This window comes from Actinoallomurus acanthiterrae (genome assembly GCF_054775715.1).
This window is the reverse complement of sequence record NZ_BAAHCO010000001.1, coordinates 2,064,924-2,078,425: the sequence shown is the minus strand read 5'-3', so window position 1 is coordinate 2,078,425 and position 13,502 is coordinate 2,064,924. Positions and strand designations below refer to the sequence as shown.

Annotated in this window: 6 protein-coding genes; 3 read left to right on the top strand and 3 right to left on the bottom strand. The window is 68.3% G+C overall.

Annotated features, from left to right (window positions below):
* Nucleotides 1-41: 41 nt before the first annotated feature.
* Nucleotides 42-3,998, bottom strand: coding sequence for an endo-alpha-N-acetylgalactosaminidase family protein (locus tag ACYVF7_RS10225; RefSeq protein WP_460338224.1), 3,957 nt, complete (start codon nucleotides 3,996-3,998; stop codon nucleotides 42-44).
* Nucleotides 3,999-4,290: 292 nt separating this feature from the next.
* Between ACYVF7_RS10225 and ACYVF7_RS10220 the strand changes: the two genes are divergently transcribed.
* The 3 genes from ACYVF7_RS10220 (at nucleotide 4,291) to ACYVF7_RS10210 (ending at nucleotide 9,470) form a co-directional block, all read left to right on the top strand.
* Nucleotides 4,291-6,225, top strand: coding sequence for a family 20 glycosylhydrolase (locus tag ACYVF7_RS10220; protein ID WP_460338222.1), 1,935 nt, complete (start codon nucleotides 4,291-4,293; stop codon nucleotides 6,223-6,225).
* 101 nt (nucleotides 6,226-6,326) lie between these two features.
* Nucleotides 6,327-7,985: an RICIN domain-containing protein gene (locus ACYVF7_RS10215; RefSeq protein WP_460338220.1), complete on the top strand. Its 1,659-nt coding sequence runs from the start codon at nucleotides 6,327-6,329 to the stop codon at nucleotides 7,983-7,985.
* 12 nt (nucleotides 7,986-7,997) lie between these two features.
* Nucleotides 7,998-9,470, top strand: coding sequence for a sigma-70 family RNA polymerase sigma factor (locus ACYVF7_RS10210; RefSeq protein WP_460338218.1), 1,473 nt, complete (start codon nucleotides 7,998-8,000; stop codon nucleotides 9,468-9,470).
* Nucleotides 9,471-9,589: 119 nt separating this feature from the next.
* Here ACYVF7_RS10210 and ACYVF7_RS10205 read toward each other — a convergent pair whose 3' ends face one another.
* Nucleotides 9,590-11,392 carry an alpha-L-fucosidase gene (locus ACYVF7_RS10205; RefSeq protein ID WP_460338216.1) on the bottom strand — a complete coding sequence of 601 codons (1,803 nt, stop codon included), beginning with the start codon at nucleotides 11,390-11,392 and terminating at the stop codon, nucleotides 9,590-9,592.
* A 74-nt stretch (nucleotides 11,393-11,466) separates the two neighbouring features.
* Nucleotides 11,467-13,359, bottom strand: coding sequence for an alpha-L-fucosidase (locus ACYVF7_RS10200; protein WP_460338214.1), 1,893 nt, complete (start codon nucleotides 13,357-13,359; stop codon nucleotides 11,467-11,469).
* Nucleotides 13,360-13,502 lie beyond the last annotated feature (143 nt).

Below are 13,502 nucleotides of genomic sequence, written 5' to 3'. Positions count from 1 at the left end.
GGCCGTGTTCGTGCTGCGGCGGGAACGGGGCGCCAGGCTCTCTACGGCCGCTCGGCCGGTGGGTAGCCGGTCGACGGGTCGACGGGGGTCCCGTAGACCCGCATCTCGGCGGCGGCTGCGAACGGCTGTCCGTTCAGCGCGCTGAGTCCGGTGAACTTCACGTACGAGGCGCGTCGCGTGTCGAAGGAGATCCGCTGGATCTGTGGTGAGTCGACGAGCGTGCCCTTCGCGACGGTCGTCCAGTTCGTGCCGTCGTCGGATATGGCGATCTCGTAGCCCGCCACCTTTCCGTTGCCTCCTCCGCTCTGCCGGTCGAGGTAGCCGAACCCGTTCACGTCGGCCGCGCCGCCCAGCTTCAGCGTCACCCAGTGCGGGTAGGGCGCGATCGCGTTCGTGTAGTCGGTGTGCCAGATGGTGCTCGGGTCACCGTCCAGCACGTTGGACACCGGGCCCTCCCCCGGACCGGAGGAGAGGTTTTCTGAGTCGGCGGTCGCGGTCATCGAACTCGGCGAGAGCACCGGCACGGTCGCGACCGTGGCCTTGGCGTCCGCCGACACCGTCTTGGTGACGCCGGCGTTGTCGTAGGAGGCCGTGGCCTTGAAGGTTACGGGCGTCCCCGCTGCGCTCTTGGGCGGGGTCAGGAGCCAGGTGGTGCGCACGGTCGCGCCCGGCTTCACGGTGCCGAACAGGTTGCCGTTCCGTTCCTTGACCATCACGGTCCAGCCGGCCGGCAGTCCGGTGAGCTTCATGCCGACGTTGACGGCGTCGGTCTCCTCGTTGTTGGTGAACGTCGTGACGTACTCGCTCGGCACGCCCGGGCTCAGGTCGGCGTTCGACGGGGTCGTCACGCTCGCGCAGGTCGCGCCGCCGCTCGCCGGGCCAAGGTCGGTCACCTTGAAGTCGTCGAGCACGAAGTCCGTGCCCGCCGCGCCACCGAGCCTGCGCAGGCCGACCCAGGTGTCGCCGCAGCCGGCCACGATCTCCCTGGAGTAGGTCGCGGTGTCCAGCGCGGGCGCGAACGTCTCACGCGTGATCTCCTTCGAGGCGACCTTGCCGTCCGCGACCCGGTCCGCCCCGGTCACCCAGGCCCACTGGCCGTCGAGGTTGGTCTGGTATTTGAACGAGACCGCGTACCTGTGGCCGGCGACGAACGGCACCGTGGCCGGGACCGTGCGGTACACCAGCCCGGTGTTCTCCTCATGAGCCTTGAGTGAGTGGTCTCCGTCGATGACGTCATCCACGGCTTGGCCCTTGAGGGTGCCGGAGTCGTACGGCGAGTAGGTGTTCTTCCATGTCTTCTGGGTGTACGGCGCGTGCAGGTGGCTGATGCTTGTACGCGGGTCGGTGACGTCGCCCGCGTCGCCCTTCACGAACGGCCCCCAGCCCGGCTGGTTGTCCTCGAAGTCGTTCTGGGCGATGACCGTGCCGCCGGGCGCCCGCGGTGTGGAGGTGTCGGCCATGACCCGTACGTCGTCGAGGGTGACGGCCGCGTTCCCGGCTGCCGCGCCGATCGCCACGGTGACCTTGCCCCCCGGCGGCGCGGTGAACGCGACGGATGCGCGCTGCGAATTGGTGCCCTGCTTCGCGTCGGCCGCCATCTCGTTCGGGGCGGGGGTGATGTCGAAGCCGTTCTCGGCCTTCACTCCCCTACCGGTCACGCTCAACGTGGTGACGCGGCGCAGGCCGGCCGCGATCTCCACGTTGGCGCTCAGCGCGTACCGCTTGCCCGCCATGAGCCCGGTGACCTTCTGGGAGATGCCGGAGTCGCCGGTTCCGAGTCGTACGACGTTGTCGCCGGTGGGAGTGCGCGTGATCGTCACCCCGCCCTTCGGGTGCCAGGCGTGCAGGTCGCCGGCGTTGAAGCCGGGGTCCACCAGACCGGTGCCCTGGCCGTAGTGCGGATCCCGATGCGGTTCCCGGCCGCCGTTCGGGACGAGGACGTAGGGCTGCCCCTTGTCACCGCTCAGCGTCACCTGCCCGTCGTGCGGTTGTACCTGGGCGACTTTCACGCGGCCCTGGTCGGTGAGCTTGTAGAGGGTGAAGACCGGGGTCGAGGCGAACTGCTTCGTCAGGTCGAACGTGTGCGTGCCGCCGGAGGCGCTGTAGTAGTACATCTTGTCGGCTCTGCTGGGCGAGGACGTGCCGTCCTTGGTCTCGCCCCAGGGCAGCAGGTAGGCGTCGCCGTCGAGCACGACCGCGTCGCCCATCGAGATCCGGCGCCTGCCGTCCGCCATCGAGACGCTTACGCCGCCGGTGAGGGTGGCGGACCTGCCAAGATCCCACCTCATGACCTGGTAGTGCTGGAGGAACTTGGTCGGCAGGTTGCCGGTCCAGATGTTCTGGTAGAAGGCGTTCCAGTCGTCATGGCCGGTCCAGCCCTCGAACTCCTTGACGCTGGAGCCGCCGAGCAGCGGGTCGACGTTCCACACGTCGCGGTCGGAGTTGGCGATGAACCGCACAATGCCTGAGTTGATGCCCTTGTTGGTGGGCCCGCCATAGCCCTTGTCGTTCGCCCAGTGCGACCAGATCGAGGTGCCCTCGAACTTGTACGCCCACTCGGTCGCCACCTCGAAACCCATCTTCCGCAACCGCGCGGCCAGGCCGTCGGCCAGCCAGCCGCTGGAGTAGTAGGCGTCGATGTAGACGGTCTTGATGCCCGGGGCCTCCCGGCGCAGCGCCTTGAACCGGTCGAGGATGGCGCCGGTGCCCAGGTCGGTGCGCTGGTCGATGTGGTAGGACTGGTTGAGCCAATCCCAGCCGTTGACCTGGCCCTTGACCATGACGTACTTGAAGCTCTTGGCCTGCGGGTAGGCCTCGGTGGCGTTCACGTGCACCGCGACGTCGGAGTTGTAGGCGGCGCCGATCCTGGTGAGTGTGTTCAGATCGGCGAGGCCGCCCGCCCGGGTGTTGTAATCGCCTCCGTAGTCCGGGTGTGCCGAGTCGTGCCCTTCGTTGGCGTAGCCCTTCTCCAGGACCCACTGGCCGAGATCGTCGGTGGCCATCGAGATCCGTTTGGCGTTGTCGAGTGTCTTGAGGAACGGGTTGGTCGCCTGGCTGGCGAAGTCGAACGGAATGTGCTGCACGACGCGCTCGGGCACGCGGTCCGCGCCGAGCGGATGGGTCATGTGGTCGCGGTAGGCGATCGCGCCGTCCTGCCAGTCCACCCGGCCGTCGCCGTTGGCGTCCGCGGCGAGCACCACGGTCGCCTGCGGCAGCGCGTAGGTCCTCACCCGCGCATCGGTGGCACCCCTGGGCGCGTAGGTGTAGTCGCCGACGGACAACTCAGCGCGCCGGGCCCCGTTCCCGGCGTCCACGATCCGCGACTGCAGGCGGGTGTTCCAGTTGTCGTTGTTGTCCTGCGCGGAGTCGTCGGTCGCATTGGTGATGATGCCGGCGGCCAGCCCGCCGTTGCTCACGAAGCCGTACGGCGTGCCCACATAGCTCGCGTCCGGGGCCGTCGCCCCGGTGATCGGGATGAACTGGTCCGCCGTGGTCGTCGAGTCCGTCGAGATCTTCGTACGGGCCAGGGTCGCGTGCGCGGCGGAGGAGTCGGCCGAGACGAGCGACTGGTCGGGGATCGCCAGCCGGTCGACGGTGGACGCGGCGCTGCCCTCGATCTTCTTCACCGCGAAGACGACCGTCCTCTGGCCGGTCACCGTGATCGCCGAGGTGATGGTGAGGCCCGGCAGGTCGGCGAAGGTCGAGGTGTAGATGGCTTGGTTCCGGTTCGCCTTCACGGTCGTGGTGGCGGTGTGCGGCTTGCCGTTGACGGTGAAGGTGTCCAGGGCCCGCGCCTGCCCATCGAGTTCCCGGCCGTCCATCGTGTACGAGATCACCTGAGGGAAGGCCCGGGCCACCCGAACCATCAGGCCCGGACGGGTCAGTTCCAGCGGCCTCGCCGGGTTCTTGGGGGCCGCCGGAACCGAGGAGGAAGTGATGACCGAGCCCAAGGCGTCGGCCGACGCGGCGTACGCCGGAGCGGCAAGCACCGAGAGCACGCCGGACGCGAGAAGGACGGCAACCGACGCTGCAGAGAATCTGGAAGGGATCACGCGCCGCACTGGTCGGGCGGGGTACAGAGCCATCGCTTCACCTGGCGCTTCCTCGTGACTCTGATCGAGAGAGTGCACCAGACAGTAGAGCAATGGCATCGATAACACCAGATAGAAGTTTGAACTGGCAGAAGTTATGTTATCGATGTGCATGCGGCGATTTTCGTAATCCCCGGCCGCCGGCGAGGTCTTCCATACATCGAGCCGGTGTCATCTCTCCCGAAACCAGAGAGGGCCCATGCGATCTATCAGACTCCGCATCGTCGCTGTCCTGCTCGCCGCCCTTCCCCCGACCGCTGTTCTCACATCCGCAGCTCACGCAGCGTCCGCCCCGACCACCCCGCAAACCGTTCCCGCGCTGCAGAAATGGACGGCCGGCAGCGGTGGCTTCAGCTTCAGCGCGCAAAGCCGCGTCGTCGTCGACCCGGCGTACGCCGCGCAGCTCACCGGCGACGCCAAGACCTTCGCCACCGACCTGTCAGCGCTGGAAGGCCGCACAGTCCGCGTCGTTCAAGGCAGCCCCGCCGCCGGGGACATCGGCCTGACCCTGGGCGGGAGCGGGCTGCCGGCCGAGGGCTACACCATGACCGTCGCCTCGAGCATCACGATCCAGAGCGGCACCCTGACCGGCGAGTTCTGGGGCACACGCACCGTCCTACAGCTCCTGCGTCAAAGCCCGACGGTCCCGGCCGGAACAGCAAGGGACTGGCCGGCCAAGGCCGAACGCGGGCTGATGATCGACACCGGACGCAGGTTCTTCCCCCTCGACTGGGTCGAGAACCAGATCCGCGACATGTCCTACCTGAAGATGAACTACCTCCACCTGCACCTGTCCGACACCTTCGGCTTCCGGCTGGAAAGCAGTACGCACCCCGAGATCACCTCGCCGGACCACTATTCCAAGCAGGACATCGCGAACCTCATCGCGCTCGGGAACGCCTACCACGTCACGGTCGTCCCGGAGATCGACATGCCCGGGCACATGGACGCGATCCTCAAGGGTGAGCTGTCCATCGGCAAGGACTACCGGCTCAAGGACAGCTCCGGCAACGCCAGCGGCTCCTTCATCGACCTGTCCATCCCGGCCGCCCGCTCCTTGATCAGCGACCTGATCAAGGAGTACCTGCCGCTGTTCACCTCGAGCAGGTACTGGCACCTGGGCGCCGACGAGTACGTCACCGACTACAACGCCTACCCGCAGCTGCTCAAGTACGCCCGCGACAACTACGGACCGAACGCCACGGCCAAGGACACCTACTACGGCTTCATCAACTGGGCCGACGACATCGTCCGCGCCGGCGGCAAGACCATGCGGATGTGGAACGACGGCATCAAGTCCGGCGATGGCACCATCAAGCCGGCCTCCAACATCATCGTCGAATACTGGACCAACAGCGGCCTAACGCCGCAGCAGCTCATCGACGCCGGGCACACGGTCGCCAACGAGTCCTGGACACCGACCTACTACGTCTACGGCGGCGCCAAGCCCGACACCAGGTGGATGTACGAATCCTGGAATCCCGACCTGTTCGAACGCAGCAACACCATCAACGACCCGTCAAAGAACCTCGGCTCCCTGATCCACGTCTGGTGCGACAACCCCGCCGCCGAGACGCTGGACCAAACCGCCGCCGGCATCAAGTACCCGTTGCGTGACCTGGCGCAGATGACATGGGGCTCCCCCAAGCCGGTCGCCACCTACGCCGCGTTCATACCGATCATGGACGCGATCGGCCGCAACCCGCAGTGGCCTGGCACGCGCATCCCCGGCGACCTGGCCCAGGGCAGGCCCACCACCGCCTCCAGCACCGAGACACCCGACTTCCCGGCGGCCTACGCCAGTGACGGCGACCTGGGCACGCGGTGGTCCAGCAAGTACGCGGACCCCACGTGGATCCAGGTGGACCTGGGCTCGACCCAGACCGTCGATCGCGTCGTCCTGGCCTGGGAGACCGCCTACGGCAAGGCCTACCAGATTCAGATGTCACCGGACGCGAAGACCTGGACCACGATCTACTCCACCACGACAGGCACCGGAGGCACCCAGACACTCACCGGGTTCACCGGAACCGGCCGCTACCTCCGTGTGTACGGCACACAGCGCGGCACCGGCTGGGGCTACTCGCTCTGGGAACTCGAAGCCTTCCACGACACCACGTCTCGCCGCCCCTGACGGGGCCTTGTCGAGCGGGGCGTAGCCGAACACAAGGAATCTCGCGAAAGCGCGTAAGCGCCAGGTGCCCGGCCGCTCCTCTCTGACTAGAGAGGAGAACGATGAGACCGATTCATACGATCCTGCTGGGGGTTGCGGCGGTCCTGGCGCTCGCCGCGGGCGTGACCGTGGCCGTGAACGAGGACGGAAGCGCGCAACCGACCGCGGCCGTGGCCCGCGGAAAGGATGCCGGTAGTCCGCCGAGCGCGCCGGTGAGCACGGGGAAGTTCGCCTGCGACCATAAGGACACGCCGGGCAAGGGCTGGGTGCTCGCGATCTACGTGCACCAGCCCGGCAAGGACACCTACCGCACGTCCGCTGGGATGATCCGGCAGGCGATGTGGGAGACCGACCAGACCTACGACGCCAGCGCACGGCGGTTCGGGGTGTCGAGGCGAATCCGATTCGTGCAGGACGCTGCCTGCCGGCCGCTCGTCGCGGACCTCGCGTTCGTCAAGGGCCGGAACCGTGCGGAGATGGGCGCGGAGTTCGGCAAGCAGATCGTCGGGCAGCCCGCCCTCGTGCAGAAGCTGTGGAAGGCGAACCGGGTGAAGCCGCTCTTCTTCGTCGGCGACAACGAGATCACCGGCTCCTGCACCGGCGGCGGTGCGGACGCCGGGATCAGCAACGGTGGAGTGATCCTGCCGCTGTGGTGCTGGGGCGAGGCGGGACTGACCCATGAATTCGGGCACACCTTCGGGCTGTCGCACTGTGGCAACGGCACCCTGAAGCCGATCGGCAACGATCCGATGTGCCGGAACTGGGGCACCCTGCCCGAGTGCACCTCCGACGTCGGCTCCAACTACTTCCTCGACTCCTGCCGCACCGACGCTTTCCGCTACTTCGAGCCCAAGCCGCTGACGGGAAAACCGGCGCTGCCCAGGAACAACAACGTCGCGTTCAGCCCTTACCTGATCACCAATCAGCCGAGCAAGCCGGTGAACTTCCGAATGCGGGTCGACAAGACCGCCGAATGCGTGGACGGCGAGCAGGCCGCGGTGGTCCTGCGGTCCTGCCGGGCGGTGCCGCAGCAGACCTGGCAGCGGCGGATCGACCGGGAGGGGTACACAACGCTTCGGGACCTGGGGTCCGGTCGTTGCCTGCAGATGACCACCACGCCGAAGGCGCAGACCGCTCCGGTCGTCACGGCGCGGTGCGCGGCGGGCAAGCGCTCACAGCAGTGGCTGCCCGATAACGGGGTCGGCTTCGTCAACCGCACCGGCGGTCTCGGCTACGCGAAGCTCGACACGCTGGCCGGCGGGAAGGGCGACGGGACCCTCATCGTTCGGGGCGGTGGCGCTCCGTTCGTGCTTGACACCGCCGTCGCCAAGGGGTCGCACGCCAAACCTGTGCCGGGCAAGGTCGCGATTCACAGCGCCGCCGAGCGGGCGTGCCTGGGACCGAAGGGGACGGCCGTCAAGCTCGGCTCGTGCAGTGCTCGCTGGCAAATCCTGCCGGACGCCCGGCTGGGCGGCTACGGGCTGCGAATCAACGGCCGGTGCCTGACTCTGGGGGCCATCGGAGACCGCGACAGGCGCGCGGTCGCTCTGGCACCCTGCAACGCCGGCAACCGCGACCAGTTGTGGGTCTTCGGGATCCGCACCGACGGGACGACCCGGGTGATGAACCCGAGGACGCAGTTCATTCTCTGGGCGGACATGACCACCGTCTACGGTGCCGGCGACTATCCCGACAACCACCGGTTTTTCAACATTTACTAGCAGAATGACCGAATGATCGAGGACGCGGAGCTGACCCGGCGCGTCCGGGACGGCGACGACCGCGCGGCCGAGGAACTGTACCGGCGCCACCACCGCGCCGTGCTCTCCTACGCCGCGCGGTTGTCGCACGATCCGCAGACGGCCGAGGACCTGGCAAGTGAGGCGTTCGCCCGCACCCTGCGGACGGTCCGCTCCGGCAGCGGCGGGCCGTCCGGTACGTGGCGTCCATACCTCTATGCCGTCGTCCGGAACACGGCCTCGGCCTGGGCGCGCAGTGCGCGACGGCAGGTCCTCACCTCGGAGTTCGCCGACGTGCCCGCCGAGTCTGAGGCCGATCCGGAGGACGGCACCAGGGAGCTGGCCGCCCGGGCGTACGAGTCGCTGCCCGAACGCTGGAAGACCGTCCTGTGGCACACCGTCATCGAGGAGGAGTCTCCCGACCAGGTGGCCGGCGTCCTCGGCACCACCCGCAACAACGTCAACGTCCTGGCCTTCCGCGCCCGCGAGGGACTCCGTCGCGCCTACCTGAAGGCGCACCTGACCACCGTCACCTCGCCCGAGTGCCACGCCTACGCCGACCGCATCGCCGTCGCCGTCCGTAAACCCGGCAACCGCCTCCCGCACGCCCTCCGGCAGCACCTCGACTCCTGCCCGCGCTGCTCCCGCGCCCACACCGATCTCCTCGACCTCAACACGACCCTCCGCGCAGCCATCCCGTTCGCCCTCCTGGTGCCCCTCGCCAAGCAGGGCGCCGCACTCGGCGTCCACAGCGCAACGGGGGCCACCGTCACGGCCGCGAGCGCGAAGACCGCGGGCGCCACCGCCAAGGGACTGGGCGTGAAAGGCATCGGAGCCAAAGGCATCGGTGGAGTCGCGGCCGGCAGCCTCGCCGTAGCGGTGGCCGTGGGCCTCGCGGTATGGCACGGCTCCGGGCCGAAGGTGGCGGTGCCTCCCCCGGCCGCGTCTCCCTCGGCCGCGTCTCCCCCGGCCGTGTCTTCCTCGGCCACGCCGCCCCCTGCGACGGCGCGGCCCACTCCGACGCGCTCGACGCCGCGGAAGACACCGACACCACGGCCGATCGCGGGCACCCGGGTCAGGGCGGCGACGCTCGGAACCTGCGTCGGTGCCAAGGGCGATCTGGCGGTGGCACTGCCGTGCGGCGACCGCAGGACGGCCTGGCGGCGGGACGGCGACGGCAACTTCCGGCTGGTCAACAAGGCGAGCGGCCGATGCCTGACCGCCGGAGAACACTACGACCGCGCGTCATTCAACGGCGGGGGCATCTGGGCGGTGCGCGTCGCCCCGTGCGCGACAGCCGGAACCTGGTCGGCCCCGGTCTTCTCCGACCAGGTGACGCGCCTGGTCAACGACGCGACCGGTGGATCGCTGTCGATCGGGAAGACCTTCAGCAGTCCCCCGCCGACCGCGTTCATCCTCTACGGCGCCTATACGGGCTCGTCCGACCAGCGCTTCACGCTCAGCTGAGCAGCGCCCGCTCGCCCGACCGTTGACGGCGGTCGTCGCGGCCCGTTGCCGTTCCGGGACGGCCGTGTGCCCGTGCCGCGATCGCGGCACGGGCACGCTCTAATTCCGGTGGCCTGCGCTCATGGGGTGTAGAGCTGCCGCGTCGGGACGATCTGCTGTGGGGTGTTCGGGCTCGACCACAGCAGCTTCATGTAGGCCTCGCCGGTCTGCTCGGTGTGCTCGACCTTGATGGAGTACTTCCGGCCGGCCTGCAGGGCGACGCCGGCCTTGTCGACTTCGGGCTCGTGCGGGGTGGTGTTGTCGATGATGAGTTTGCCGTCGATCCAGACCCGTGCGGTGTCGTCGGAGACGGTGGTGAACTGGTAGTTCTCGCTGTATCGCGGCTGGATCCAGCCGGTCCACCGGGTGCCGAAGTGGTCGCTGGGGATGCTCGGGGCCGGGGAGCCGAGGAACCGCCAGGTGTAGTTGATCGACGGATCGGTGCGGGTGATCTTGGGGGTGCCGGACAGCTGGTCGTTGTCGAAGATCTCGGCCTTCAGCCCGGTCCCGCTGCCTGGCGCCGCCGGAGTCTGGGGTGCGATCGACAGTTTGATCACGGTCGCCGACGGGTTGGTGGCGTTCCCGGACGGGGTGATGTCGTATCCGTCACCGGCCTTGGTCACGGTGACCTGCTGGCCGCTGCCGAGTACCGCCGCGCCGGTGACGGTGAACGGAGTGGTGGCGGTCAGATGCAGCGGTTTGCCGGCGCCGGGCCACTGGGAGACCGAGGCGTACAGGTCGTTGCCGGACCGGCTGACCGTCCCCCAGCTCGGCTCGGCGACCACGCCGGGGTAGCCCGCCCGGTAGACGGCGGCGCCCTGGCCGGCCGTTCCGGACCAGTCCCCGACCGCCTTGAGCCGCTGGGCGGCGTCGGCGGGCACCCGGCCGAGGCTGTCCGGACCGATGTTGAGCAGGTAGTTGCCACTTCGGCTGGAGGTCGTGAGCAGGTTGTGGATGAGCGTCGGCCCGGACTTCCAGTTGGTGTCGTAGCGCGCGTAACCCCAGTGGTCGTTGATGGTCATGCAGCTCTCCCAGAGCTGCCCGTCGACGGGTGCCGCGGGGATCTCCTGCTCGGGCGTGCCGTAGTCGCCGTCGGTGACCCGCCGCTTGCCGACCCGGTTGTTGATGACCAGATCGCGGTCCAGGCCCCGCAGGTACGACTCCAGGTCCTCCCCGTCCCGCGAGCTCCAGTTGTTGGTCGGGTTGTCGGTGTTCCAGTCGCCGTCGAACCACAGCAGCGCCGGATGGTAGTTGTCGACCAGCTCCTTGAGCTGGGCGTACATCCGCTGCTTGTATTTGGGGAAGTCACTGGCGAAGTCCGGGTCGTGCCAGTCCCAGATGGAGTAGTACAGGCCCAGCTTGATCCCCGCCGCGTCGGCGGCCTTCTTCAGTTCGGCGAGGATGTCCCGATTCTTGTCGAAGGAAGAGTGGTCGCGCAGGTTCCAGGTGTTCTGCTTGGTCGGCCACATCGCGTACCCGTCGTGGTGCTTGGACGTGATCACGATGTAGCGCATCCCGGCGCTCTTGGCTGCCGCGACGACGGCCTTGGCGTCGAAGTCCTTCGGGTTGAACGTCGCGGCCTTCTGCTCGTACTCGGCCATCGGGATGTTGCAGTTGCGCTTGATCCACTCGGCGTCCCGGCAGACGGTGCCGTCGGGCTTGGTGTACTCGCCCTCCCAATTGGAGTAGTCGCCGAAGTGGATGAACATCCCGAACCTGGCGTCCCGCCACCACGCCGTACGAGCGGAGGTGAACGGATCGTCGAACGCGTAGTTCGTGCCAGGGCCGGCGGCGGCGGACGCCGTCCCCGGTGTGGCGGCCAGGCATGTGGCGGCCAGCAGGACACCGGACAGGGCGAGGCCCCTGAGGTGCGTCATGGACATGAACCGCTCCTGTTCTGTGAGGGAGTGGGCAGGAGGGAAGCCGGTCGTGTGGGCGCGGTGGCTCCGGACGACGGTCAGGCGGGGATGGCCAGGCCGGTGGTGAAGGGCCGGTCGTAGATCTCGAGGCTGCGGATGGAGGCCCAGGCGCCGGACGGGAGGCCGGTGACGGTGACACGGACGTACCGGGCCTGGGCGGTGAAGGTGGCGGTCTGCACCTGGCCGGTGTCGGTCGTGCCGGTCAGGTCGGCGAGCGTCGTCCAGGTGGTGCCGTTCGTGGAGCCTTCGATGCGGTAGCGGTACCGGGTGTTGTCGAACTCCCAGGCGATCCGGGTGCCGGTCAGTGCCCTGGTCGAGCCCAGGTCGACCTTGAGCCAGTGCCCGGTGTTGCCGTCGGCCGCGCACCAGCGGGTGGCGGTCGACCCGTCGACGGCCTTGGCGGCCAGGTTGCCGTGCGAGGTCTCCTCGCTGTCGGCGGTGGCCGTCTTCCCCACCGCGATGTCGGTGGGCCGCACGCTGCGGTCGAGGGTCACCGCGACAACGCTGTCCTCAGGATGGCGGGTGCGGTCGATGCCGCTGATCGTCACCCTGCCGTCGGAGCCGACCTGGTACGGCAGAGCGGTGCCCGCGACGACGTCGTGGACGCGGGTCACGCGAGCGTCGCCGACGGGCGGAGTGGTGAAGCTCGTGCCGCTGTAGCCGGGCAGCAGGTGGATGTAGAAGGTGTCGTCCTTGCAGGTGAACCCGTACTGGCCGTCGACGGGGTTCCATGGGCCGCCGCTCGTGGAGTAGACGGACGAGCCGCAGGCCGTCATGAAGGCGCCGATCTTGCGCAGCAGGTCGGCCTGTCCGGCGACCACGGTTCCGCGCCGGTCCGGCCCGACGTTCACCAGGCACGTCATGTCCCGCACCCAGGAGTTGACCAGGATGTTCATGGCGTCGCCGTAGCTCATCACGTGGCCGTCGGCGTTGTAGCCCCAGGTGCTGCCGACGGTGAATGCCTTCTCCGCCAATCGGCCGGTGCGGATGGCGCCGGTGGGGACGGACCCGCCTTCTTCGACGGCGTAGTCGCCCACCCAGCCCGAACGTGGAGTGGCCACGATGTCGGGCTGGTGCTTGCGGACCAGGCCCATCAGGCCGAGCGGGCGGCCAGCGGCGTCGGTCTCGCCGTGGCCGGTGTCCACCGGCCACTGGTTGCTCGTGTCCCGGAGCTGTCCGGGCTCCCAGAAGAACTCGGCGTCGGCGTCGCTGCCCTGCTCGGCCAGCCAGCCGCCGTCCCACCACAGGTCGTCGATCTTCCCGTACTGGGAGACGAGCTCCTTGACCGACTCGTACACCTCGTTCTTCATGACCCGCGCGTTCTCCTTGTGCGCGGGATCGGTGGTGTAACCCCACGGGTTCTTCGCACAGTTCGTGCCGTAGACGTCGTAGTAGCCGGGATAGCGCCAGTTGATCGGCGAGTAGTACAGGCCGACCCGCAGGCCCGCGGCCCGTACCGCTGTCACGTAGTCCTTGACGAAGTCACGCTTCAGGGGCGCCTGGCCCGCGTTGAAGGCGTTGGGAGCGCCGGCGAGCCACAGCGCGAAACCGTCGTGGTGCCGGGTGGTCAGAACGGTGTACCGGGCACCGAAGTCCTTGGCGAGCCGCGCCCAGGCGGCCGGGTCGTACTGATCGGCGGTGAACTGTTCGCTCGTGGCGTCGGTGACGAACTTGCTGTAATTCGCCGGCGTGACGGCCGCGTTGTGCATGTACCACTCGCCCTTGGCGGGCCCGGAGTAGACGCCCCAGTGGATGAACATCCCGAGCTTCGCGTCCTGCAGCCAGGCGATCTTGTCATCCGGCTGCTGCTCCAGACCTTGATCGGCCTGGGGAATGCGCAGCGGAAGGATGGGCAGTGGTGCGGCGGGGGCGGCCTTGGCCGCGACCGCCGCGGCCGGCCTGACGACTGCGGCGGCCGTGATGGCCGCCATGCCAGTCAGCACACTGCGACGGTTGATGGATTCGTGCATTGTCGACTCCCGGTCGGTTGCGAGCACGTTACGTCCGCTTTACCGGGACCGTCAATACATTCATCCGATGTATTTATCGAGCGAGCAGCATCACGTAGTTGCCA

What these genes read in the sequence shown, in the direction of transcription:
- ACYVF7_RS10205 (WP_460338216.1), bottom strand. Translation starts at nt 11,392, where the DNA reads ATGTCCATGACGCACCTCAGGGGCCTCGCCCTGTCCGGTGTCCTGCTG.
- ACYVF7_RS10200 (WP_460338214.1), bottom strand. Translation starts at nt 13,359, where the DNA reads ATGGCGGCCATCACGGCCGCCGCAGTCGTCAGGCCGGCCGCGGCGGTC.
- ACYVF7_RS10210 (WP_460338218.1), top strand. Translation starts at nt 7,998, where the DNA reads ATGATCGAGGACGCGGAGCTGACCCGGCGCGTCCGGGACGGCGACGAC.
- ACYVF7_RS10215 (WP_460338220.1), top strand. Translation starts at nt 6,327, where the DNA reads ATGAGACCGATTCATACGATCCTGCTGGGGGTTGCGGCGGTCCTGGCG.
- ACYVF7_RS10220 (WP_460338222.1), top strand. Translation starts at nt 4,291, where the DNA reads ATGCGATCTATCAGACTCCGCATCGTCGCTGTCCTGCTCGCCGCCCTT.